We start from the raw sequence: 23,782 nt of genomic DNA on the forward strand, positions 1-23,782 counted from the left end.
TCGGACAGAACAATTGACGAGTGCACGCTCCGCCGCGCGCACTCGGCGCATTTTTGCTCAGAAGCGAGAAACCCAGTTCAAGAAACCCAGCCCAGATGCACGTCTCGCTGGATAAAAGTGACGGGACCGGCGGACACCGCAGCGTCATCAGCTCCATGCTGATGCTGTCAGTGATAAAGAGAAGAACGAACCGCGAGGCACTCGAAAGCAAAGGAGCAGTGCGCCCGGCCTGGCGCAGGAGCGACCCCGCGCCCTATAGCCCCTTGGGAGCCGTAGGCCGCCCTGACTCCCCGGGGTGCTTGCGCGTGGCACGCGTGACGCGCGAGACAACGCGAACCTGACGCTTCACGAGCCTTACGCTGCGTCTAACGTGCGGCGCCAGGTCAACGTCGGCAGGCGTCTGGACGTTGTAGTGAAGCGACCAGCGCCTCAGGCCAATGGTCACGGCAATGCAGAGCGCCGACCCCCAGAACTTGCTCACGGAGCCCACCACAACGGCAAGGTAGTAGACCGCCGCCCCGCCGAAGGCACAGAGCGCATAGAGGTTAGAGCGCTGGAAGATGCGCGGAACCTCACCGAGAAACACGTCGCGCAGCATGCCGCCGCCCACGCCCGTCATGATGCCCATGAGGACGCAGCTCGCCGGGAGAAGACCGTGGACGAGCGCCTTATCGGTGCCCACGAGCGCGAAGAGCGCCACGGCCGTGATGTCGAGCCACTCAAGCAGCCGCCCAGCCCTGTCGAGCGGCTGCGGGAAGAAGAACGCAACAAGGCCCGTGGCCACGCTCAGGGGAATCGCAAAGGGGGACTCCAGCATGTAGACGCTGCCCACCTGCATCATGATGTCGCGGATGAGCCCGCCTCCCAGCCCACAGAGCAGCGCGAGCCCAACAAACCCAACGGCGTCGAGGTGCCGCGCCCGCGCCACCATGACGCCGCCCGCCGATCCCACGACTACGGACGCAAGGTCAACCCAGGTAGGAAGGGAGACGGCCGCGAGCTCGGGGCCGGAGGTGGTGAAGATGTCAAGCACGGTGGTTCCTCGAATCTCGCGCCTGCCTAAAACTGCTCGTACATTGTTACGCAACGTGCCGTCCGCCGAGACGAGAAAAACAACCAGATTGACGCTCGCATTGTGGCGCGGCTTACGCTATACTGACCGCTGCACCATCACATGGAGAGTTGTCCGAGTGGCCGAAGGAGCACGATTGGAAATCGTGTAGGCGCCTAAAGCGTCTCCAGGGTTCAAATCCCTGACTCTCCGCCAGAACTTATTCGCGGCGCCTTCGGGCGCCGCGTCACCCTTACGGAGGGGTGGCAGAGTGGTTGAATGCGGCGGTCTCGAAAACCGTTTACCCCTTCGGGGGTACGAGGGTTCGAATCCCTCCTCCTCCGCCATACGAGCATAAGACCGGTCCTCGGGCCGGTCTTTTTCATGCCGAGATCACCGGCATACAGAATTCGTTCAGCTTGCATACACCAAGCTCACACCTGGGACGCAGCGAACAGCCATTGCGGTGGCATGAGGATGACCAGCGTCTTCCCTTTAGGGTACGCTACACATCAGCGCGACATGCGCGGCCACCCGGCCGCACTGCCTCAAGAAAGGGACTCACATGGAATATGACAGTGACCTCGAGGGTTTCCGCTCGGACCGCTATCTCGCGCGCTCCTGGGCGCTGCTGACCCGTGAGCGCGGCTGGATCAAGGTTGTCCTGCTCATGACGATTGCTCTGCTTGTGCCCATTGCGGGCTGGCTCGGCGTCATGGGCTACGTCCTTGAGTGGGCGCGCCACACGGCATGGGGTGCCACGAGCGGCCCCAAGCGAAAGGGCGTGAAGCTTGGCGAGTGCTTCTCGACCGGCTGGCGCGCGTTTGTGGTCATGCTGGTGTGGTACTTCTGCTGCGCGGTGATCTCGGCGATCTTTGACGTTGTCCCCGTCTTTGGTGACCTTCTCGTCTTCCTGTGGTCCATCGTAATGATCGGCATGCACGTTGTGGTGTGCGTTGCCGTCCTGCGGGCCACCATCTACCAGAAGATCGCCCCCGGCCTTCGCGTCGAGACCATCTGGAAGATGGTCAGCCACGACCCTCGCGGCCTGCTGCGGGTGCTGGGGATGATGATCGGCCTTGGGCTGATTGCTGGCGCCGTGATGACGCTTCTCTTCACCGTCATGCTGACCTCTATCATCCCGCAGCTCATGTATGCGATTGGCTATTTCTACGAGTACGGCTACTACATGAGCGACTACGTGCTGACGCAGTACGTAATCAACACCATCGTCGCGATTCTGGGCTCTCTGGGCCCCTCGCTGCTCGTTGCGGCCGTCATCTCGACCTTTGCGGTCTCGATGATCTCCCTGCTGGCCTACACGGCGCTTGCGCTCTGGATGCGCCAGTTCAACGTCCCCGCCTGGGGCCGTGACGAGGACCCCCTGCCGCCCTTCCTGACCGACCCGCGCGACCAGGGCTTCTCAACGCCTTCGACCCCTGACAGCACTCCCGTGGCGCCTACCGGTGTCTCCGAGACCCCTGTCGAGAAGAACGACGAGCCCGTCCAGGACAGCACGACCGAGGTCCCCGAGCCGATCATTACCGAGCCCGTGGCTGCCGATGCGCCCGAGCCCGTGGTCGAGCCCGCGGTCGAGCCCGTGCCTGAGCCTGCGGCCGCGAACCCCGATGTGCCGGACGACGCAGTCACGGAGATCGTGGTCGAGGGCGACATCGAGGTCGCCACGACCGAGCTCCCGTCCGCAGGAGAGCTCGAAGCCGAGCCGGAGCCCGAGGGGACGCCAGAGCCCGAGGCTCCCGCCACCCCGGCCCCCAAGGACCCGGACGACCCCATGACCCCACCGGACTTCTCAAACGCCTGGAAGTAGCGCGGAGCCCCAAGCCCGCCTCCCCCGCGGAGGCGGGCTTTCTTGTAGAGGTGACGGTCACGCAAAAAGTGGGCCGCGCGAGAAAAACGATGCGCCGCGCGACAAGAGAGGAGCCCCCTGCGCGCGACAGGTCCTTCTCGGCCGCCCAATCGTGGGGAAGCGGTGGAGGTTTGGGGCCAAAACGGTTCTTTCCGGTAGGGGGAGACAGGGTCCAACTGGGACATCTTTGCAGGTGAAAGCTACCGGGAAGCCATCGGTACGTTTTGCGTCACCAGCACCGGGTAAGCTAGGTGCAGGGGTTTCGTGGAGGCTGAGCAAGGGGACGGCGCAACTATGGTATGATGCTTCGCCGAACCTTTCCTGCTCCGGGTGCGCCTTCATGTCCCGGAGCCATTAGCCCAGAGGAGGTGAACCGCATGAAGGCCTATGAACTGCTGTACTTTGTCGACCCCACCTGCAACGAGGAGACCCGCGCCGGCGTTATGAAGCGCATCGAGGTTGCTCTTGGTGATGGCACCGTCGACAGCGTCGAGGACTGGGGCAAGCGCAAGCTCGCCTTTGAGATCGACGACCTCACGGAGGGCGACTACACCCTCATCAACTTCCACGCAGATCCCACCGTTATCGCCGAGCTCGACCGAGTTCTGCGCATCAACGACGCCGTGAAGCGCCACATGGTCGTGCGCCGCGTCGACAAGGACTAGGCATGGAAGCGCGGGCGCAGGCCCGCATGAGAGAGGGAGTGAGAAGATGAGCATCAACAGGGTCAACATCTCGGGCAACCTCACGCGAGACCCCGAGCTGCGCATGACCGGCGGCGGCACGCAGATTCTCTCCTTTGGAGTGGCCGTCAACGATCGCCGTCGCAACCCGCAGACCAACGAGTGGGAGGACGTTCCCAACTTCGTGGACTGCGTCGTGTTTGGCGCCCGCGCCGAACCGCTCTCCCGCTTCCTCTCCAAGGGACAGAAGGTTGCCGTTGAGGGCAAGCTTCGCTATAGCTCCTGGGAGACCAAGGACGGGCAGCGCCGCAGCAAGCTCGAGGTGATCGTCGACGAGATCGACTTCATGTCGCCGCGCGGCCAGCAGGGAGGCGGTGCGGGCGGCTACCAGCAGCCGGCGCCCTCGTTCCAGCAGGGACCCTCCTATGCCGCCCCGGCGCCCCAGGGCTCCTATGCGCCCCAGGCGCAGGCGGCCCCGCAGCCCGTCCAGACCCCGCCGTCGGCAGACGTCTACGACGAGGACATCCCGTTCTAATCACCTGGCGGCCCGCGCCGCCAACAGAAAGGCAATGACATGGCTCAGCAGAAGCAGGATTTTCAGCGCCAGCCGCGTCGCAAGTACTGCCAGTTCTGCAAGGAGGAGACCGAGTACATCGACTACAAGGATGTGCAGCTTCTCCGCAAGTACATGACCGACCGCGGCAAGATCAAGCCGCGCCGCGTCACTGGCGCCTGCACGCAGCACCAGCACGACATCGCGCTCGCGATCAAGCGCGCCCGCGAGATGGCTCTCTTGCCGTACACCGTCCCCGTGGTCTCCAGCCGCGGCGGCCGCAACCGCGGCTAAGAGCCCCAAGCACTGAGAGAAGCGCGCGATGAGCGAGTGGCCCAACAACGGAGGTCCCGTCCCGCCCCAGGGCAGTGACGGCTCCCGTTCCGAGGCCACGGACGAGGGCCTGGTCCCCGCGGGCCAGACCAGCCGCGACAACGGTCGCAGGCCGCTCTCCGTCACGGCCTCGGTTGCCCTCTGCGCAATTGGCGGGGTGATCGCCTCCTCGTCGATGACGCTCTTCGCGCCCGTCTTTGTCGCCTATGGCCTGGCGGCGCTGCTCCAGCGTCACGGCCTGCGCGACATGGCGCTGGGCCTCCTCGCGGCGATCGCCGCCGCCCTGATCACGGGCGTCCCCCAGGGGACGGTCGTGGCCGTGGGAAGCGTCATCGCCTGCCTGGCATCGGCCCTTGTCGCCGGCATCTGGGTCAAGGGGAAGGTGACCGCCGGTCTAGGGTGCGTCATCGTGGCGGTCGTGGCCGCCGTGAGCCTTGGCGCGGACGCCGCCCTCGCCACCCTTGAGGGAACCACCCTCAGCGCGTCCGTCCAGGGCCTGCTGGGAGCCATACAGCAGCAGGCGTCCGAGGCCCCGGCCTCGGTGCTGCCTCAGGTTGACCTGGTGAGCGACCTGCTTTCGCTGCTCTGGCCCACGTCCTACGTGGTCCTGGGCCTGTGCGAGAGCGTCGCCGCCATGCTCGGCTCGCTGCTGGCAACGGTTCCGGCTCCCGGCGAGTCGCGGGAGGTGCCGCACCTGGCCCTCTTTGACCTGCCGCTGTGGGTCGTCGGCGTGTTCGTGGCCGCCGTCGCCGGCATTGCCGTGGCGCTCACGGTGCCCGGCGTGCCCGAGCTGGTCCTCATGGTCGCGGCAAACCTTGCCATGGCCGTGAGGTTTGCCCTGGCCGCGCAGGGGCTTGCGGTGCTCTCCTGGCTCATGCGGGAGAAGCGCGTGGGCGCTCTGCTCAAGCTGGCGGCATGGGTGGTCGCGTTCCTTCTTGAAGTGCAGTTCATCGTTATGACCGTCGTGGGTCTCGTTGACGTCTGGGCGAACTTCCGCCACCTCACCCGAGGCGGCGGGCCCGATGGCGCGGACGCCACGAAGCAGGACAAGGAGCCGGCCTCGGCCGGCTGACCGAAGGAGTTTCCCATGAAAGTCATCCTCTTGGGTGAGCTTCGGGGCAAGGGCGGCGAGGGCGACATCGTAGACGTCGCCCAGGGCTTCGCGGAGAACTTCCTGTTCCCCAACAAGATCGCCCAGCCCGCCACCCCGGGCAACATCAAGCAGCTCGAGGAGCGTCGCCACAACATCGAGAAGCGCGAGGCCGAGCGCATCGCCAACGCGGAGGCCACCAAGGCCGCCCTCGATGGCAAGTCGGTGACCGTCGACGCTAAGATCGGCGAGGAGGGCCAGCTCTTCGGCTCCGTCACCCCCGCCCAGATCGCTGACGCCATCCAGGCTCAGCTTGGCGTTGAGGTCGACCGCAAGCGCGTCGCCCGCGGCAACAACATCAAGACCTCCGGCAAGCACGCCGTCGAGGTCAACCTCTACCGTGAGATCACCGCCACCGTCAACGTCCTCGTGGGCGTGACCGAGGAGGAGACCACGGACGAGGAGACCGCCGAGACCGCTGAGGTCGAGGCCACCGAGGCCGAGGTCGCCGCGACCGAGGAGTAGCCTCACTTTTCAACGCACGACGCCGTGAGCTGCGAGTTTCTACAATAACCGCAGGTCAGGATTGTGTAAGAGAGCGCCCCGTCAGTTAACGCAGCTGACGGGGCGTTTTTCTCGGCCTTTCAGAACACCATCATCTAGCTGCTGTTTTGTAACTGGCATGCTCTTTGAGGACCATATTCCGGCAGTTTGCGGACAGGTGTTTGGCCGCCTTGGGTAAGGCCCACGTATGTTGAAAACCCTGCGTTTGCGCAGGATGCAAAATTGTTGAAAACGTTGAAAACGAAGAAATCCCCGGTCAGCGCGGTCTGGTTCTGAACAAGGCGGCATTGGGGCATGCCGCACGTCACGATGCGACTTGACAAGCGGGGCTGGCGCGACAGCCCGGCCCGCCGCCCGCGTCCGACCGATGTCCCGTATCGGTCCCTTCCCGTCCACACCCGGCGTGCGATAATTACCGTGCCCGTTCGAAGAAGGAGACAGAGTGGCCCAGAGCGAATACGAAGTCAACCCCACGCGCATGACCGCCAACGAGAACGCCGTCATGCCGCAGGACCCGGAGGCCGAGGCCTCTGTCCTCTCCGCCATGATGGTCTCCGCGGAGGCCCTCCAGGAGTGCCTCATCGACCTTGAGCCGGACGACTTCTACTACCCGTCCAACCGCACGGTCTTCATTGCGATGCGGGAGATGTTCGAGAAGAACATGCCCATCGACACGATCTCCCTCGCCGACTACCTGCGAAGCTGCGGCGAGCTCGAGCGCGTGGGCGGCCGGAGCTTCCTTCTGGGCCTGGGGAACAACTCGCTTGCCCTTGTGGGCTGGCGGCGCCACATCGAGATGCTCCATCGCGACACCACGCTGCGCAAGATGATCAGCGCCTCCGCGCAGATCACGGCGCTCGCCTACGACGCCCCCGAGGACACCAAGGAGGTCGTCGACCGGGCCGAGCGCATGCTCCTGGACGTCACCAACCGCGACGTCCACAAGAACGAGCAGTCGCTCGAGGAGATCATGGGCAACCTCTACGAGGAGCTCGGGCGTAGCAGCACCGAGAGCGACAAGCCGCTCGGCGTCATGACGGGCTTCCCCAAGATCGACGAGACGCTTCTTGGCCTGCGCCCTGGCCAGATGATCGTCATCGGCGCCCGACCGGGCGTGGGCAAGACCTCCTTCGCGCTCAACCTTGCCACGAACGCGGCCTTCAACGGCGCCTCCGTAGCGCTCTTCTCGCTTGAGATGTCCAAGGTGGAGATCGCGCAGCGCCTGCTTGCGGCCAACGCGCGAATTGGCCTCCAGGAGATCCGCTCCGCGCGCATTCGCGACGACCAGTGGCCGCAGATCCTCAAGGCCACCAACGACCTCTCGCAGCTCGACATCATGATCGACGACACCCCCGGCACCACGGTGACGGAGATTCGCGCCAAGGCGCGCCGCATCCTACGCGGCAAGCCCCTGGGCATTGTCATCGTGGACTACCTTCAGCTCATATCGCCTCCGGCGGGCGGGCGCCGCGCGGACAGCCGCGCCACGGAGGTCTCCGAGATGAGCCGTGGCATCAAGATCATGGCCAAGGACCTTGAGGTGCCCGTCGTCGCGCTCTCGCAGCTCAACCGTACCGTCGAGAACCGAACGGGCAAGCGCCCGCAGCTCTCCGACCTGCGCGAGTCCGGCTCTATCGAGCAGGACGCCGACATCGTTGCCCTGCTCGACCGCTCGATGAACGAGGACGAGGCCTCCCGCGAGGACCGTCCGGCCCTGAACGAGACCACGTTCATCATCGCCAAGAACCGCTCCGGCGCGCTTGCGGACGTGGCGCTGACCTTCCTCCCGGGCTCCACCAAGTTCGTCGAGGTCGACGGCTTCCACGACTAGCTTCGTTTGCGGAGAGGGTGGCGCGCCCGCGCGCCGCGGTTCGTGTCGGTTTGCCCTGTCGCCTTTGTCGAGTTCGGAGTGCCGTATAATCTCAACGTATGTGACTTCTAGACGAGAGGGACGCGCATGTCGGCATCAGTGCTCGTGGGTACTCAGTGGGGCGACGAGGGCAAGGGTAAGGTCACCGACCTCATCTCGGGGGACTTTGACGTCGTGTGCCGGTACGCCGGTGGAGCCAACGCCGGCCACACGGTCATTGCCAACGGCAAGAAGCTGGCCCTTCACCAGGTTCCCTCCGGCGTCATGTACGAGGGCACCTACCCCGTGATCGGCAACGGCTGCATCGTCGACCCCGAGATCCTGCTCCAGGAGATCGACATGCTCGCCGAGCAGGGCATCTCCGCCGAGCACCTCAAGATCTCCGGCAACGCGCACATCGTCATGCCCTACCACAAGGACCTCGACGGCGCGCACGAGAAGAAGCTCGGCAAGAACCTCATCGGCACCACCAAGCGCGGCGTCGGCCCCTGCTACATGGACAAGATGAACCGCACCGGCCTGCGCATCCAGGACATGCTGGACGAGAAGATCTTCCGCCAGAAGCTCGAGAGCGCGCTCGCCTACACCAACCCCATTCTCGAGAAGGTCTACGAGCTCCCCACCTACACCGTGGAGCAGATCTGCGAGACCTATCTGCCCTACGCGGAGCGCATCCGCCCGTACATCGTGGAGAGCAGCCTCTTCCTCAACGAGCAGCTCGAGGCCGGCAAGAACATCCTCTTTGAGGGCGCCCAGGCCACGATGCTGGACATCGACCACGGCACCTACCCGTTTGTCACCAGCTCCAGCTGCACCGCCGGCGGCGCCGTCACCGGCTCGGGCGTCGGTCCCACCAACATCGACCGCGTCCTCGGCGTGGCCAAGGCCTACCTCACGCGCGTGGGCTCGGGCCCGTTCCCCACGGAGCTCTTCGACGAGGTGGGCGACAAGCTCGGCGAGGTCGGCCACGAGTTTGGCGTGACCACCGGGCGCAAGCGTCGCTGCGGCTGGTACGACGCCGTCGTGGTGAACTACGCCGCGCGCGTGAACGGCCTCACCGACCTGGCCATCACCAAGCTCGACGTCCTCGGCTGCCTGGACGAGATCAAGGTCTGCGTGGCCTACGAGTGCGACGGCGTGGAGTACCGCACCGTGCCCGAGCACCAGAGCGTCTTCTATCACGCCAAGCCGGTCTACGAGACCCTGCCCGGCTGGAAGTGCGACATCTCCGGCATCCGCAACTTCTACCAGCTCCCGCGCGAGGCCAAGGACTACATCGACTTCCTCGAGCAGCTCGCGGGCGTCCGCGTCTCCATCATCACGGTGGGCCCGGACCGCGAGCAGACCATCGACCGCTACTGGCACTAACGGGCCGCACGGGTCGTGGGACAGACGGACTTTGCGCTGGTGTGTGACGCGGGGTGCGACCTGCCGTCCCTCTACCTCGAGCGGACGGAGGCCACCGTGGTCCCCTCTGCTGCCGTCACGGACGCCGAGGGTGGCACCGCCGCGCTGACCTGGGAGTTCGAGAAGACCTATCGGGCCCTGGCCGCGCGCGGGCGCACGCAGATCGCCTCCGTCCACTCCGCGCGCGCCTTCTCCGCGGAGCTCGCCTGCGCCGAGGCCGCTGCGGCGGCCTGCGCCGACGTTGCCGACGTGCAGGTCATCGACTCGGGATCGGGATCTGCGGCCACGGGCATGGTGCTCTTTCGCCTGGCCTGTCACCGTGCCGATGGCGTGTCGTTCGAGCGCTCCGTGGCGGCTGCGCGCGAGCTTGCGCGCCACGTCCGCCTGCTCGTGATCCCCGACCCCTCCGCGCACTTCTCGCGCCGGCGGACCCAGCGCCGCCGTCGGGGGCTTCTCAACCGCGCAACCTCGTCGCTGCGCGTCCGCATCTCGGGCGAGCGCGGCCTCTACCTGGTGACGCGCGGCGAGATCACCCAGCTTGCCCGCGCCACCGACCTCTCCGAGCTCACGGGCCGCCTCGCCCACGCCATGAGCGCGGTGGCCGCCACGGAGGGCGAGCTCGTCTACGCTACCCTGGAGACCGGCGACCAGCGCGCGCTGCGCGTTATGGAGAAGCCGCTCGACACAAACGAGTTCGAGGCGCGTCACCTGGGCACGCTGCGCGCGACGCACGCCGTGGAGACCATCATCGGCACGGGTGCGGTGGGCGTTGCGTTTGCGCCGAGCAGGGACTACTGGCGCGCGGCGGACGACCTGCCCATTACGGCGGCCGTCCCGGAGGCGCCCGACGCCCCGCCCGGTACGACGCCCGGCCCGCGCCCGGGTTTGCCCGGCCACCCCACGGAAACCCGCGCCCCAGGCGCTCACGAAGGAGGACGCTCATGAACAACACCAAGGTCGACATTCTGCTGCTTGGCTCCGGCGGCCGCGAGCACGCGCTGCTGGCAAAGCTCGCCGAGTCCCCGCGCGCGGGCCGACTCTTCGTGGCGCCCGGCAACGGCGGCATGAACGCCGCCGCCGAGCCCGTGACCGATCTTGACATCGAGTCCCCCGTGGCCGTGGCCGAGTGGGCGAGCTCGCACGGGATCGGCCTGGTGGTGATCGGCCCGGAGGCCCCGCTCGTCGCGGGCGTGGGTGACGCCGTGCGCTCCGCGGGCATCCCGTGCTTTGGCCCCAACGGGGACGCCGCGCGCATGGAAGGATCCAAGAGGTTTGCCAAGCAGGTCATGAGCCGTGCGGGCGTTCCCACCGCCGCCTACCGCTCCTTCACCGACGAGGCCAGCTGCGTCGAGTACGTCGAGCGCACGGGCGGACCGCTCGTGGTCAAGGCGGACGGCCTTGCGGCGGGCAAGGGCGTCATCGTGGCCAAGACCACCGAGGAGGCGCTGGCCGGCGTGCACGAGTGCTTCTCGGGCGCGTTCGGCGAGGCCGGGGCCACCGTCGTGGTTGAGGAGACCCTCGAGGGCCCGGAGTGCTCGCTGCTCGCCCTCACCGACGGCACGACCGTGGTGCCGCTGGCCACGGCGCAGGACCACAAGCGCGCGCTCGACGGCGACAAGGGCCCCAACACGGGCGGCATGGGCGTGTACTCCCCGGTCCCCGAGCACCTGGTCTCGGCCGAGGACCTCACCGCGATGGTGGAGATCGAGCGCCGCGTGGTCGCCGAGCTCGCGGCCGAGGGCATCACGTACTCCGGCTGCCTCTACGGTGGCTTCATGCTCACCGCCGAGGGCCCCAAGGTCCTGGAGTTCAACGCGCGCTTCGGCGACCCGGAGACCCAGGTCGTCCTGCCGCGCATGAAGGCCGACCTCATCGACGTGTTCCTGGCCTGCGACAACGGCACCCTCACCGAGGACATGATCTCCTGGGACGACGACTGGGCGGTCTCCGTGGTGCTGACCTCGGCGGGCTATCCGGGCTCGTATGAGAAGGGCAAGGTCATCACCGGCATCGAGCGGGCCGAGGAGCTCGAGGGCGTGACCGTCTACCACGCGGGCACGGCCGAGAAGGACGGCGAGCTGGTGACCGCCGGCGGGCGTGTGCTTGACGTCACCGCCGTGGCCCCGACCTTCCAGGAGGCCCGCGAGCGCGCCTATGCCGCCTGCGAGCTCATCGACTTCGACGGCAAGACCTACCGCAGCGACATCGGCCTGCGCGCCGTCAAGTAGGGTTCCGCGCTCCGTTCGAGGCTTGCATGCGGCCCGCGGGTGGGAGACCACCTGCGGGCCGCGGTTCTTTCCGGTTGCGGCCCGGCCGCGGTCCCACCTGGGGCGATGCCGCGCGCGGAGGCTCCCTCGCCCGCCGCGCGCCTTTCCCCGCCGGCCCTTCTCGCCGGGTACGTACATTCCCGGCGGTTACGTACACTTTTGGCGGTTACGTACACGCTTTCCGGTTACGTACACTCCGGACGGTTACGTACACTCTTGCTCAGGCCATCTACCAGGGAAAATGCAAAACCACTCTCCGCAAGGCTCTCTTTTTTGTGTACGTAACCGGAAGAAGTGTACGTACCCGGAAAGCGTGTACGTACCCGGCGAGCTTGAGCGCGCCCTGCCCAACAATCTGGCGAGAGGAACCTCGGCTCAGCAGGTGCCCCGCCGTCTGGAGCGTATTGCGCGTGGTCATCCGCCCCGCCGCCCCCGGTTACGTACACTCCCGCCGGTTACGTACACTTTGGACGGTTTCGTACACGAAAAAGTCCCCTTGGATGGGTCAGCTCCAGCATTTCCGCAGGTAGAAGACTTGGGCTGGTGTGTACGTAACCCCCGGGAGTGTACGTAACCGGAAAGAGTGTGCGTAACCGCCAAAAGTGTACGTAACCGGAGCGGGCGGCGCGTCGGGCGAGAAGAACCGCCGGGCTGCGTCCCCCGCCCCCGCACGCACCAGCCGCCGCGCGCCACGAGCGCCCCCCGCCCATCTCCTTCTCAGAACGTGCATCTCTCTGTCGTACAGTGTGGGTGCCGCAACGTGAAGGGGCGCGGGGTCGGCTGCCCGCGCGCCCGCAGCCACGCAGGAGGATGATCGCATGGCCCAGAAGAACGAGCTTACCGACGACCGCTCCAACGCGTTCGATGACATCCGCGACACGGTGGCGGCCTTCACCTATGACGGGGACCGCTCGTCTCAGGACCACGTGTCCGGCACGCCCGAGCGCCGCGCCCTCGTCCTTGGCGACGACGACCCGCGCGACAAGGCCCTCGCCGAGCGCCCCATCAGCGAGGACGTTGCCTGGACGGGTCGCATCTTCAACGTCGACCGCCTGCGCGTGGAGCTTCCCGACGGGCGCAACGCGGTTCGCGACGTGGTGCGCCACACGGGCGCGGTCGCCATCGTTGCGCTCACGGACGACGGGCGAATCTGCCTGGTGCGCCAGTACCGCACGGCCCTCGGCCGCGTGACCGTTGAGATTCCGGCGGGCAAGCTCGCCCCCGGCGAGGATCCGCTCGAGTGCGCGGAGCGCGAGCTCCTTGAGGAGACGGGCATGACGGCGGAGCGCATGGCGTTTCTCACCACCATTGCGAGCTCGGCGGGCTTCTGCGACGAGCTCATCCACATCTACATGGCCACCGGCCTCACCTTCTCCAAGTCGAGCCCCGACGCGGACGAGTTCATCAACGTCGACCTCGTAGAGGTGGGAGAGCTCATCGACGCGGTTCTTGACGGGCGGATCGAGGACGCCAAGACTGTGGTCGGCGCGCTGGTGTGCGACGCGATCTCCCGGCGACTCTCGGAGGAATAGGCGCGGCATTCTGCAGCAGCACCAGCTTGGCTCAGCGCGGGGTCGTCAGGGGCGGCCCCGCGCTGTCGTTTCATGCCCACGCCGACCGCTCGCACCCGCAACAGAGCCCTCAGCAAACGCGCCTCCCGAGGCCCTGCCGCACGGCACCAAGCCCCGGCTCCGGCCAACACAAAACCAAAAAGTACGCGCCCCCTCAATCAAAGGAGAACGGTGTTTGTTCCCCATAATGTCCTTTGGTTCCCGATTTATGCACCTACATCTACCTTTTGGGAACATCTCAAACTTCTCAAAACCATTTGTATGCCTGAAGGTTAAGATACGAGACACGCCAAATTGTGGGAGGGGCCACGCTTCTGTACGGGGCTGGCCGCCGCCCACGGCTGAAAAGTAGGGCGGGGCCAACGGCTTCGAGTTGTGAGGGAGTACCACCGTGGACGCCAAGCGAAGCAAAATTGTGACCGGAGGGGGGTTGCTCGCTGCCGTATGCCTGGCCGCGGTTCTAAGCGTCGGTAACGCGCTCGTTCTCCCCTCCGCAACGTTTGCCGAAGAGGCGACGACAGAGTCGAGCGCCGGAGCAAGCTGGGAGTCCTCCCTCCCCAAAAACATTCCCTCCCGTTGGGACCGCGCCGTCGTGACTGTGGCGCGGAGCCAGGTTCGCTATACCGAGAAGTCTCTGTCTGCGGTCGCAAACGAGCAGGCCACGGGGTCTGCGTTCTTCTCGCGCTATGACGAGTGGGCCGGCGAGCCCTCCACGGAGTGGAACACGCTCTTTGCGTCCTTCTGCCTTGAGAACGCCGGCGTTGAGGGCATGCCTCAGGACACCGACGCCCAGGCGTGGGCAGAGAAGCTGCAGAAGAACGATCCTTCTCTGTATGTTGCCGCGGCCGACCACGCTCCCGAGCCTGGCGACCTTGTGTTCTTCCGCTCAGACGAGGGCGAGAAGAACGAGGCGGCTCGCGTGGGCATTGTGTCCGAGGTGACCGAGGCCACGGACGAGACGCCGGCCCAGATGAAGGTCGTTGAGGGTGACGTTGACGGTGCGGTTGTTGAGACCGCCTACGACCTTGATGACGAGAGCATCCTCGGCTACGGCTTGCTCCCCGAGCAGCCGGCGGATGATGTTACCGCTGAGGGCGCCGATGCTGACGACACGGTGACGCTTGACGACACGCTCACCTACGAGGCCGAGGACTACACCGTTGCCGTGAAGGTGTCCGGCGAGGCCACGGTCTCCGAGGGCGCCGATTCCGCCGAACCTGCCAGCGAGGCGGAGGGCCTCTCCATGGAGACCGTCGCGCTGGACGGCAGCACTCCGGAGTACCAGGCCGCCGAGGCCTACCTCGAGGACAATGATCCTGAGAGCGTGGTCAGCGTCTCCGCTCTCGAGTTTGAGTTCACCTATAACGGTCAGGCGCTCGACGTCTCCGACTGTGACGTGACCGCTGAGGTCACTCCGAGCGAGCAGCTGCAGGCCGAGGCCAACGCCATCGAGACCTCCGAGGACACGGCGGACGAGGCCGAGGTTGGCATTGCCCTCACCGCGCTCCAGAGCACCGAGGGCAGCGAGGCCCAGGAGCTCGACACCGTGATGGTCGAGAAGGACGCGACCGAGCGGCCGACGATGACGCTTGCGCTCGACGCTGCTGCACCCGCGCTGCAGCTTGTGGCTCGCGAGGCACTGAATCCTACGTTTACGGTGCAGTATTACGCGAACCTCACAACGCTTGTCCGAAACGATGACGGATATCTGAGAATTCTTGACACAAGCGGTAATGGTGACGGTACGGGGGGCAATCTCCCGACGAATGGCGGAAGTTTGCCGCAAACAGGCCTTTATGTCGAGGACGATGGCTCCCTCGAGTCCACGACGACTCTTATGCAGCTATACAAGGAGAAGAGCTTTAACTACTTTGATGCTCCGGGCCTGCCGTATGTGAACATCTTCCGTGATAATGGAAACTACACTGCTAAAGAGGTCTGGGTGCTGAAGGACGGTAAGTCGGCGTCGAGCACGAACCCTGATGACTGGGAGACCTACGGGCCCATCGGACAGGCGACTGAGCTTCACTTTACGAACAATCCCGATAAGAAGGACGATCCGGACACCATCTATATTGAGGATGGAATGGTCATTCGCCTGGTCGCAGATCAGACGGAGAGCAACTACAACAATGCCGCTACGTTCTATGATTATGACATCACAAACGACGGTAGAAATACTTGGGATGGGACGAACGGTGCCCATGGAATCAACAGCAATAGTAATTACCAGGGTACTGGAGCTAAGCTTGCTTTTGGCAATGCCAATACGGGCACGGGCCTGGACACTCAGTCCTGGAATGGTAACACGCTCAACAAGTATAACAACGCGAGTATCGAAGGCTGTACGTTCGGCCTGGTGAAGGGCCTCGATGACCAGGGGCATATTGTATATGCCGACGACATAAGCGCTCCCAAGCTCTTCGACGACGGTTCGGCAATTGGAAAGAGGGAAATAACCAATTATTCTCTCGACTTTAATCGAGCTGGGGATACTTATACGCTCTCCGCAGTAAGTGGCGCAGGACTCGACAATCTTGAGAACTTTACGAGACTTGATCACTATGTCAACGGTGAGATGTTCTGGCAGAACAGGGTAATTTATACAAATAACTTCTGGCCGATGGACGGAAACCGAGGCACTGATGGCCTAACCGGCGAATACTATAACCGAGGCGATTTCGTCGGGTATGGCGGCAATGATATGTATCCGCCAAGTGATGACAGCAAGGCTCACAATAACCTGTTCGGAATGGTGTACAGCGTTAACTTTAAGCTGACTGAGGACTACGTCGGCCCGCTGGAGTACTACTTCTTCGGCGACGATGACATGTGGGTATTTCTCGATGGCAGGCTGATCTGCGATATCGGTGGCGTGCACAGCTCTGTTGGCATGTATGTCAACCTGTGGGACTACATCAAGCAGGGCGATGCAGGCGAGCACACGCTCAAGTTCTACTACACCGAGCGCGGTCTCTCTGGCTCCACGTGCTACATGCAGTTCACCCTGCCGTCCGTCTCCTCTAACACCCCTTCGTATCAGAACAGCCAGCTGAAGGTTCAGAAGGAAGTCGTAGGCAGCGCAGATCCCAATACCGAGTTCAGCTTTGATATCAGCATCGAGCATGAGAACGAGGTAGTTGAAGGTTCTGACTATTCAATCGTCCGCTACGACGCAGAGGGCAACCGCGTCGAAAGCTCGCTGCTGACCGGTGGTGAGGGCTCCTTCAAGCTCAAGGCCAACGAGTACGTAATCATCGACTACCTGCAGCATGGGACCAAGTACACAATTAAGGAAACGGGCGCTGAAGGCTTTGAAGTCAGCAACCAGATTGATTACGGCACCACAAACAAGTCTGAGACGGTAGTCGGCACGATAGCTCCGGGCATTAGCAACTTCGTGTTGTTCACCAACACGGCACGACCCAAGCTGCCCGACACCGGCGGACCGGGAGCACTCATCTTCACCCTTGGCGGAGCCGCCGTCATTGTGACCGGCCTTACGTATGGGTTCTATCAGCGGAAGCGTTCTTCTTGCTGAGCGTTTGAATCAAGTCCTGTAGGAAAGTTCCAACTGGGAAGGAATGAGAGGAAGTAACCTATGAAGCATTTGAAGAAGTTCATAGGGGCGGTCGCCGCCGCACTCATGGTCTTTGCCATGACCGTGACGCCCGCGTTTGCCGCGAGCGGCACCAACGACAACAGCGGCTCCATCACCATCAACGACGCTGAGCCCGGCCACACCTACAACGCGTATCAGGTTCTCGTCCTCGAGAGCTACAACACTGACAAGGGCGCGTACTCCTACAAGGCGAACGCCGACTGGGCTGAGTGGCTTGCAACCCAGACCCAGTACGTCTCCGTCGACGCCCAGGGCTATGTGACTTGGGTCAAGGATGCCGATGTTGCCGCCTTCGCTAAGGCTGCCATCGCGCATGCCAAGGAGGCCAAGATTGCTGCAAAGGGCACTCAGAAGGCCCCCGCTGCCGCTGAGGGCGCGCAGTACTCCACCGTCACGTTTAGCAACCTGAACCTCGGTTACTACCTCGTTGACACCACGGTCGGCACGCTCTGCTCGCTTGACACCACCACTCCTAGCGCCACGATGGAGGAGAAGAACGAGCTGCCTCCTGTGAAGAAGGAGGTCAAGGAGGACTCCACTAACAACTGGGGCGACGAGAACAGCGCCGAGATTGGCGATACCGTCGAGTTCAAGACCACCATCACCGCCAAGAAGGGCGCGGAGAGCTACGTCCTCCACGACGTCATGTCCAAGGGCCTGACGCTCAACGCTGACTCCATCAAGGTTCAGGTCGGCGGCACTGATCTTGCTGCGGCTAACTACACCCTCAAGACGTCCGACCTGAACGACGGCTGCACCTTCGAGATTGAGTTTACTCAGAGCTACCTCGATACCATCACCGCGGATACCGACATCGTCGTGACCTACAGCGCTGTGGTGAACGAGAATGCCGTCATCTTTGTTGACGCTAACACCAACAAGACCAAGCTGGCGTTTGGCGAGGATCACCGTGACGAGACCACGTGGGATGAGACCAAGACCTACACCTACAAGGTCGATGTCGTGAAGACTGACGGTGACAACAAGGTGCTTGACGGCGCCGAGTTCAAGCTCTACGACGCCAAGACTAGCGGCAACGAGATCGCCCTTATCGAGGTCTCTGATGGCGTGTATCGCCTCGCCAAGGATGATGAGACCGGTGTCGATCACATCACCACTGTTAACGGCCAGCTCGAGATCAAGGGCCTTGATGCCAACACGACCTACTGGCTCGAGGAGACCAAGGCCCCTGAGGGATACAACAAGCTCTCCGGTCGTGTTGAGATTGCTGTCAAGGATGCCAACATCGACGCCACGGTCAACGGAGGCGTCTGGCACGAGGGCGACGGCGGCATCCACGTCGTCAACAAGGCCGGCAACATCCTGCCCTCCACCGGTGGCATGGGCACCACGATCTTCTACGTGGCCGGCGGCGCCATCGTCATCGCCGCTGCTGCGACGCTCGTGTACCGCAAGCGCATGGAGAGCAACCGGTAAGTATGCATAGGCCTGCGTGAGCGGGCAGTCCCGGCTCCGCCGGGGAGGTTCTACCTCCCCGGCGGACGCGGGGGACCACGATAGCCTAACGGCTACAGTGGCAAGGAGAGGCCAGCGTGAGCAAGAGCACCAGGAGAACCGCATCAAACGTCGTTCTTATCGTCCTTCTTATCGCTGGTTTGTCCCTGCTGCTGTATCCAACGGTCAGCAACCTTTGGAACTCGATGCACATGTCGCAGGCGATCGTCGATTACTCGGAGGAGGTGTCGGACATGAACGCACAGGACTACACGGCGTTCTGGGAGCGTGCGGAACGCTACAACCAGGAGCTCGCCCAGGACCCAGACCGCTTCCAGATGACCAACTCTGAGCGGGCGGACTATGAGAGCCAGCTCAAGGTGTCCGACACCGGCATCATGGGTTACATCGAGATCCCAACCATCGGCGTGTCCGTTCCCATCTATCACGGGACGGAGGAGTCCGTCCTGCAGGTTGGTGCCGGGCATCTTGAGGGAAGCTCGCTGCCAACGGGCGGATTGGGGACGCATTGCGTGCTCACGGGTCACCGCGGGCTGCCGAGCTCCGAGCTGTTCACGGACATTGACAAGCTCGAGGTCGGCGACGTGTTCGAGCTGACCGTGCTTGACCGCACCATGACGTACGAGGTCGACCAGATTCTCACGGTTGACCCGTATGACATGGACGCGCTTGCCATCGATCCGCAGCAGGACTACTGCACGCTCGTCACGTGCACGCCCTACGGCATCAACACGCATCGCCTGCTCGTCCGCGGGCATCGGGTGTCCAATCGGACCGCGGAGGACGAGGTTGCCGCTCAAAAGGTGAGCCCCGTTGTGCCCGTGGCGGTTGCGGGCGGCGTCTTGGTTGCGGCTGGAATTGCTCTGCGAGCCCTTTCTCGCAGGAAGAACTAGGAGGGACATCGTATGAAGTGGCTCAGAAGACTCACGGCACTTGCGATGACGGTGCTCGCTTTGAGCCTTACGGGCGTTGCGGCCTACGCGCACGAGGTACCCGATCCGTCGCGCACGGGGACGATTTCCGTCAGCATGAAGTATGACGGTCAGCAGGTTCCCGGCGGCACCGTGACGCTGTATCGCGTGGGGGACGTTGTCTCGGATAACGGCGACTACCTGTTTGCGCTTAACGATGCCTGCGCTGACAGCGGGGTGTCGCTTGACGACCTGCAGTCTCCGGACGCTGCGGAGGCGCTTGCGGCGTGGGTGACGTCTCACGACGTTGCCGGCACCACGGTTGAGGTTGGCGCTGACGGCACGGCCACGTTTGGTGACGTTGCGCTGGGCCTTTATGTCATGGTGCAGAACGAGCCGGCTTCTGGCTACTACGCCATCGACCCCTTCCTCATTGGCATGCCGCTGACCGAGGACGGCGCGTACGTGTACGATATTGACGCAAGCCCCAAGCTTGAGCTGCAGAAGAAGCCCGTGACGCCGCCCACGGAGGAGACCGCTCCCGAGACGGGCGACCCCGCGACGCCCGTGGCCGCCTTTGCGCTGTGCGGAGCCGCGCTTGTGGGCGTTGCCCTGGTTGCGCTTCGCGCGCGCCGCTAACGACGGTTTTGCGAGGACGTAGGGATGCCTGCCAACACGGTCATCATCTACTCTCCGCGCCGGCTGACGCCGACGGAGCGCAGCATTCTTGCATACGTGCTCGACCACGAGGGAGAGGCCTGCTCCAAGGAGGAGCTCGCCGCGACCTTGGGACGCAGCAAGGTGACGGTGAGCAAGTCCATCTCGCGCCTGCGCGCGGATGGGCTGCTCCTTTCTGAGCCGTGCTACGACGAGAATGGCGCCCAGCTTGCAAATGCCTACCGCCTGGCACCCTCCGGGGCTTCCGCCGTCTCCCGCGAGTCTACACGCTGATTCAAGCGCCTTCGCAATGAGCATGTGAGCGTGGCAGTTCGCTGCCCGTGATTGAGCCGCCCAATCTGATCGCGGGCGGCTCTTTTCATATCTTGCCGGGCGCCGCGCGCCGTTGAGGGCGGCTGTCCGACGGTGCTTATACCACATGACGCCGCGTTCCCGTCAATATACATTTTTTATTAAGTGTGAAGGATAAGGCGTGTAAAACGTGGCAGGCTTCCACTTGGTCGGGGCGGGTCTTCCGCCATATCTCAGTATTGCTGGGTGATCGGCGGCTTTGGGCGCCGGGACAAAGAGTGCCGTGCGATACCTTGAGACGGAAGTGGGAACGCGTCATGAAGTGGGAACCAAGAAGGAAGAGTCGCCTGTTTGCCTGTGTTATGACGCTCCTGTTGAGCGTAACGATCAGCCTTGTGGCGGCACCCTCCGCGTCCCTGGCCGACGGTTTTGAGGATCACGTCCTTAGAACCGCCCTTCCGCCAAACACAGCATGAACATGTTTGACTACTGGCTGATCGACAGACTGGCCGTCGACTACTCGTGGAACAATCTGCCCGGATACCGCGACCAGGGGATAAACGCGGGTCATAACCTGCGCTTTGTGTACTCCACCCGAGGGGAGAGCGCTCCCAACACAGGCTTTTTTGGCGGCCCCCTCATGGGAATTGTGGGCAACACGCTTGATGAAAACGGATACCCAACGCTCTCGGTCACATACGGTGGCGAATCCCTTGCCTATCTGTTCGATATGAGCAATGAGGCAAGCGGCCAGCCGGGCAAGGCAACCTATCCGGGAGTGAGCGGGCTCTTCCGAGTCGACGACGAGGGATATTACTACTATGACTCCCGTCATGAGTTTGCCTCGCTCGACGCTGCCACCCATCACGTCAACGTGTATGACACGTGGGCGGTCAAGGCGTCGCCTCTTCCGATGTCCAACCACGACGGGCAGTTCTTCCCGCTGGACCGGCCGACCACCGTCTTTGACCTTGTCGACGGTGCGCTTGTGCAGAAGGACGTTGCCGACCCGAGGTCCCTCTTGTTATTTTGCCCGTCTTCCCCACAGGGGAGGCGGGCTTTTCCTTTATGCGGATACCGCATGCTATATTTCATAAAAATATAAAATATATTCAGGTTAAGAGCAGCATTAGAGAATAATGGTGTGACATTCTCTCTCCGGATGCCTCCTTGGTCTTGGGCCTTGGTGCGGCCGCCGCAGGCTCCCCAAGGCCTGTCTCGGGCCCCATGCCGGAGCTTTCCGTGGGGGAGGAGTCCTACGTGGGCTCCGTCGAGCTGCCAACGCTGGGGCTGGAGCTGCCGGTGGCGTCGGGCCCCCGGGACGGGCACGTTGACCTGGCGTGCCGAATCTCTGGGTCGGTGTACGAGGGCGACCTCGTCCTTGCGGGGAACGATCACCGCGCCGCCTTTGGCGGGCTGGGGCTCCTGCGCCCGGGGGACGCGGCGTACGTGAGCGATACGCTGGGCCACCGGTTTGCGTTCGTGGTGGAGGCCGTGGGGGCCTCCGCGTCCGACCGCGCCGGCGCAGCGCTCACGTTGCTCACGCAGACGGACGCGGGGGAGCCCCTGGTGGTGACCTGCGTCGCGGCTGCCGAGCACTCTGGCGACTTCGCGTACTAGCGGGACGGCACCGCCGGGCAGCGCGGGCCCCATGCGCGTGCGGCGCACGCAATGCGGGGCCGGTGCTACCCTAGTCCCCGCACGTTTCCGCACGACCAGACGGAGTCTTCCCCATGCCTAGCACGCACCCCTCGCTCTTCTCGCGCTTTCTTTCGTACTATCACGGCCAGCTGCACCTCTTTGTGATCGACACCCTTGCCGCCATCACGGTGGCTGCGATCGACCTGGCCTTCCCGCAGATTCTCCGCACGCTCACGGGAGGCCTCTTCACGGAGGGGCCGTCCGCCATCATGGGGGCCCTTGTCTACCTTGCCGTGGGCCTGGTCCTCATGTACGCCGTTCGCTTTGCCTGCCGCTACTTCGTGATCTTCTGGGGCCACGTCATGGGCGCGCGCATGGAGAGCCGCATGCGTGAGGACCTCTTTGACGCGTACGAGCGCATGTCCTTCTCGTACTTTGACCATCACAAGACGGGCGACCTCATGAGCCGTCTGGTGTCCGACCTCTTTGACATCTCCGAGGCGGCGCACCACGGGCCCGAGTTTGTCCTCATTGGCATTGTGGAGGTCACGGGCTCGTTCATCATCCTCTCGACGATCAACCTGCCGCTCACGGGCGTCCTCGCGCTCATTGCGTGCCTGCTCGTGGCCTACAACGTGTACGCCAACTGGCGGATGCGCGCGGTCTACATGGAGAACCGCGTGCGGATCTCCGGCGTGAACAGCCGTCTGGAGGACTCGCTCGCCGGCGTCCGCGTGGTCAAGAGCTTTGCCGCCGAGGACGTGGAGCGCGCCAAGTTCCGCGCGAGCAACGGCGCCTACCTCGACTCCAAGACGCGCATGTATCGCGCCATGGGCCGCTACCAGGCCGCCATCGCCGTCATGATGGGCGCGCTCAACACGGCCGTGGTGGTGCTCGGCGGCTGGCTGATCGCCGAGGGGCAGATGAGCGCCATCGACCTGGCAACGTATGCGCTCTACATCTCGCTCTTCACGCAGCCGATCACGTCCATCCTGGACTTTACGGAGACCTTCCAGAAGGCCATCGCGGGGTTCCGGCGCTTCTGCGAGGTCCTGGACACCCAGCCGGACATCCAGGACCGCTCGGACGCCGTGCCCCTGCGCGTGACGGAGGGCGCCATCAGCTATCGCGACGTGCGCTTTGCGTACAAGGACGCCGACGGCACCGCAGACGACGAGGTCATTCGTGGACTCACGCTCGACATTGCCCCCGGCGAGACCGTGGCCCTGGTGGGTCCCTCGGGCGGCGGCAAGTCCACCACCTGCTCGCTCCTGCCGCGCTTCTATGACGTGGACGCCGGCTCCATCTCCATTGACGGGCAGGACGTGCGCGGCGTCACCCAGCGGAGCCTGCGCGAGGCCATTGGCCTTGTCCAGCAGGACGTCTACCTCTTTGACGGGACGATCGCCGAGAACATCGCGTACGGCTCGCCCGACGCCACGATGGAGGAGATTCGTGCCGCCGCGCGCAAGGCGAACATCGCGGACTTTGTGGAGAGCCTGCCGGACGGCTACGAGACCGAGGTCGGCGAGCGCGGCAGCCACCTCTCCGGCGGCCAGAAGCAGCGCGTGGCCATTGCGCGCGTCTTCCTCAAGAACCCGCCGATCCTCATCTTTGACGAGGCCACGTCCGCGCTCGACAACGAGTCCGAGCAGGCCGTCCAGGAGTCGCTGTCGGAGCTCGCCCGCGGGCGCACCACGCTCGTGATCGCGCACCGCCTCTCCACCATCAAGAACGCGGACGAGATCGTGACCATGGAGGGCGGCCGGGTCTCCGAGCGCGGCACCCACGAGGAGCTGCTCGCCCGCGGCGGCACGTACGCGCGCTACTACGAGATGCAGTTCTCGGACGGGGCGCCCGCAAGGTAGGCGACCGGTTTCCAGGGAACGGTTCCAGGGGATGGAAGG

The 23,782-nt window shown here is 64.1% G+C and carries 20 protein-coding genes and 2 tRNA genes; 21 read left to right on the plus strand and 1 reads right to left on the minus strand.

Annotation, left to right across the window (positions count from 1 at the left end):
- Positions 1-253: 253 nt before the first annotated feature.
- Entirely contained in the window at positions 254-1,033 is a 780-nt protein-coding gene (locus B5F84_RS06435) for a TRIC cation channel family protein (RefSeq protein WP_239378292.1), read from the minus strand.
- A 143-nt stretch (positions 1,034-1,176) separates the two neighbouring features.
- On the opposite strand from B5F84_RS06435, the gene B5F84_RS06440 reads away from it, so the two are divergent.
- From B5F84_RS06440 to B5F84_RS06540, 21 genes are all read left to right on the plus strand, one after another.
- Positions 1,177-1,267: transfer RNA gene (locus tag B5F84_RS06440), tRNA-Ser, on the plus strand.
- Positions 1,268-1,308: 41 nt separating this feature from the next.
- Positions 1,309-1,398: transfer RNA gene (locus tag B5F84_RS06445), tRNA-Ser, on the plus strand.
- A gap of 218 nt (positions 1,399-1,616) precedes the next feature.
- Positions 1,617-2,879, plus strand: a complete 1,263-nt coding sequence (locus B5F84_RS06450) for a DUF4013 domain-containing protein (RefSeq protein ID WP_087321995.1) — start codon at positions 1,617-1,619, stop codon at positions 2,877-2,879.
- A 416-nt stretch (positions 2,880-3,295) separates the two neighbouring features.
- On the plus strand, positions 3,296-3,583 hold the full coding sequence (gene rpsF / locus B5F84_RS06455) for a 30S ribosomal protein S6 (RefSeq protein WP_087321996.1): 288 nt from the start codon (positions 3,296-3,298) through the stop codon (positions 3,581-3,583).
- Positions 3,584-3,629: 46 nt separating this feature from the next.
- Positions 3,630-4,136, plus strand: coding sequence for a single-stranded DNA-binding protein (gene ssb, locus B5F84_RS06460; RefSeq protein WP_087321997.1), 507 nt, complete (start codon positions 3,630-3,632; stop codon positions 4,134-4,136).
- A 39-nt stretch (positions 4,137-4,175) separates the two neighbouring features.
- Positions 4,176-4,448, plus strand: coding sequence for a 30S ribosomal protein S18 (rpsR, locus tag B5F84_RS06465; RefSeq protein WP_072373695.1), 273 nt, complete (start codon positions 4,176-4,178; stop codon positions 4,446-4,448).
- 28 nt (positions 4,449-4,476) lie between these two features.
- Positions 4,477-5,559 carry a DUF2232 domain-containing protein gene (locus B5F84_RS06470; RefSeq protein WP_087321999.1) on the plus strand — a complete coding sequence of 361 codons (1,083 nt, stop codon included), beginning with the start codon at positions 4,477-4,479 and terminating at the stop codon, positions 5,557-5,559.
- A gap of 15 nt (positions 5,560-5,574) precedes the next feature.
- Positions 5,575-6,102 (plus strand): 50S ribosomal protein L9, encoded by a 528-nt coding sequence (gene rplI / locus B5F84_RS06475; RefSeq protein WP_087322001.1) that lies wholly within the window; start codon positions 5,575-5,577, stop codon positions 6,100-6,102.
- A 517-nt stretch (positions 6,103-6,619) separates the two neighbouring features.
- The gene (gene dnaB / locus B5F84_RS06480; RefSeq protein ID WP_087322058.1) at positions 6,620-7,972 is read left to right on the plus strand and encodes a replicative DNA helicase; all 1,353 of its coding nucleotides are present in this window, start codon (positions 6,620-6,622) and stop codon (positions 7,970-7,972) included.
- Between the two features lie 126 nt (positions 7,973-8,098).
- Complete coding sequence (locus B5F84_RS06485) at positions 8,099-9,379, plus strand: adenylosuccinate synthase (protein WP_087322003.1); 1,281 nt, start codon at positions 8,099-8,101, stop codon at positions 9,377-9,379.
- 15 nt (positions 9,380-9,394) lie between these two features.
- The gene (locus B5F84_RS06490) at positions 9,395-10,363 is read left to right on the plus strand and encodes a DegV family protein (protein ID WP_087322005.1); all 969 of its coding nucleotides are present in this window, start codon (positions 9,395-9,397) and stop codon (positions 10,361-10,363) included.
- A complete protein-coding gene (gene purD / locus B5F84_RS06495; protein WP_087322007.1) occupies positions 10,360-11,646 on the plus strand; it encodes a phosphoribosylamine--glycine ligase in 1,287 nt (428 codons plus the stop codon). The genes B5F84_RS06490 and purD overlap by 4 nt, the downstream gene beginning before the upstream one ends.
- Positions 11,647-12,503: 857 nt before the next feature.
- A complete protein-coding gene (locus B5F84_RS06500; protein ID WP_087322009.1) occupies positions 12,504-13,217 on the plus strand; it encodes an NUDIX hydrolase in 714 nt (237 codons plus the stop codon).
- Between the two features lie 430 nt (positions 13,218-13,647).
- Positions 13,648-16,797 (plus strand): fibro-slime domain-containing protein, encoded by a 3,150-nt coding sequence (locus B5F84_RS06505; RefSeq protein ID WP_143786065.1) that lies wholly within the window; start codon positions 13,648-13,650, stop codon positions 16,795-16,797.
- 60 nt (positions 16,798-16,857) lie between these two features.
- The gene (locus tag B5F84_RS06510; RefSeq protein WP_087322013.1) at positions 16,858-18,315 is read left to right on the plus strand and encodes a SpaH/EbpB family LPXTG-anchored major pilin; all 1,458 of its coding nucleotides are present in this window, start codon (positions 16,858-16,860) and stop codon (positions 18,313-18,315) included.
- 116 nt (positions 18,316-18,431) lie between these two features.
- Entirely contained in the window at positions 18,432-19,247 is an 816-nt protein-coding gene (locus B5F84_RS06515; RefSeq protein WP_087322015.1) for a class C sortase, read from the plus strand.
- Between the two features lie 135 nt (positions 19,248-19,382).
- Positions 19,383-19,904, plus strand: a complete 522-nt coding sequence (locus tag B5F84_RS06520) for a hypothetical protein (RefSeq protein WP_158094505.1) — start codon at positions 19,383-19,385, stop codon at positions 19,902-19,904.
- 24 nt (positions 19,905-19,928) lie between these two features.
- A complete protein-coding gene (locus tag B5F84_RS06525; protein WP_087322018.1) occupies positions 19,929-20,216 on the plus strand; it encodes a helix-turn-helix domain-containing protein in 288 nt (95 codons plus the stop codon).
- Between the two features lie 490 nt (positions 20,217-20,706).
- Positions 20,707-21,339 carry a hypothetical protein gene (locus B5F84_RS06530; protein WP_087322020.1) on the plus strand — a complete coding sequence of 211 codons (633 nt, stop codon included), beginning with the start codon at positions 20,707-20,709 and terminating at the stop codon, positions 21,337-21,339.
- A gap of 122 nt (positions 21,340-21,461) precedes the next feature.
- Positions 21,462-21,854 carry a sortase gene (locus tag B5F84_RS06535; RefSeq protein WP_087322022.1) on the plus strand — a complete coding sequence of 131 codons (393 nt, stop codon included), beginning with the start codon at positions 21,462-21,464 and terminating at the stop codon, positions 21,852-21,854.
- A gap of 113 nt (positions 21,855-21,967) precedes the next feature.
- A complete protein-coding gene (locus tag B5F84_RS06540) occupies positions 21,968-23,743 on the plus strand; it encodes an ABC transporter ATP-binding protein (RefSeq protein WP_087322024.1) in 1,776 nt (591 codons plus the stop codon).
- Positions 23,744-23,782 lie beyond the last annotated feature (39 nt).

The organism is Olsenella sp. An290, assembly GCF_002159535.1.
Lineage (GTDB): Bacteria > Actinomycetota > Coriobacteriia > Coriobacteriales > Atopobiaceae > Thermophilibacter.

Bases quoted from the DNA above. Each gene is read 5' to 3' on its own strand.
- B5F84_RS06450 (WP_087321995.1), top strand. From the start codon at position 1,617: ATGGAATATGACAGTGACCTCGAGGGTTTCCGCTCGGACCGCTATCTC.
- rpsF (WP_087321996.1), top strand. From the start codon at position 3,296: ATGAAGGCCTATGAACTGCTGTACTTTGTCGACCCCACCTGCAACGAG.
- ssb (WP_087321997.1), top strand. From the start codon at position 3,630: ATGAGCATCAACAGGGTCAACATCTCGGGCAACCTCACGCGAGACCCC.
- rpsR (WP_072373695.1), top strand. From the start codon at position 4,176: ATGGCTCAGCAGAAGCAGGATTTTCAGCGCCAGCCGCGTCGCAAGTAC.
- B5F84_RS06470 (WP_087321999.1), top strand. From the start codon at position 4,477: ATGAGCGAGTGGCCCAACAACGGAGGTCCCGTCCCGCCCCAGGGCAGT.
- rplI (WP_087322001.1), top strand. From the start codon at position 5,575: ATGAAAGTCATCCTCTTGGGTGAGCTTCGGGGCAAGGGCGGCGAGGGC.
- dnaB (WP_087322058.1), top strand. From the start codon at position 6,620: ATGACCGCCAACGAGAACGCCGTCATGCCGCAGGACCCGGAGGCCGAG.
- B5F84_RS06485 (WP_087322003.1), top strand. From the start codon at position 8,099: ATGTCGGCATCAGTGCTCGTGGGTACTCAGTGGGGCGACGAGGGCAAG.
- purD (WP_087322007.1), top strand. From the start codon at position 10,360: ATGAACAACACCAAGGTCGACATTCTGCTGCTTGGCTCCGGCGGCCGC.
- B5F84_RS06500 (WP_087322009.1), top strand. From the start codon at position 12,504: ATGGCCCAGAAGAACGAGCTTACCGACGACCGCTCCAACGCGTTCGAT.
- B5F84_RS06510 (WP_087322013.1), top strand. From the start codon at position 16,858: ATGAAGCATTTGAAGAAGTTCATAGGGGCGGTCGCCGCCGCACTCATG.
- B5F84_RS06520 (WP_158094505.1), top strand. From the start codon at position 19,383: ATGAAGTATGACGGTCAGCAGGTTCCCGGCGGCACCGTGACGCTGTAT.
- B5F84_RS06525 (WP_087322018.1), top strand. From the start codon at position 19,929: ATGCCTGCCAACACGGTCATCATCTACTCTCCGCGCCGGCTGACGCCG.
- B5F84_RS06530 (WP_087322020.1), top strand. From the start codon at position 20,707: ATGAACATGTTTGACTACTGGCTGATCGACAGACTGGCCGTCGACTAC.
- B5F84_RS06535 (WP_087322022.1), top strand. From the start codon at position 21,462: ATGCCGGAGCTTTCCGTGGGGGAGGAGTCCTACGTGGGCTCCGTCGAG.
- B5F84_RS06540 (WP_087322024.1), top strand. From the start codon at position 21,968: ATGCCTAGCACGCACCCCTCGCTCTTCTCGCGCTTTCTTTCGTACTAT.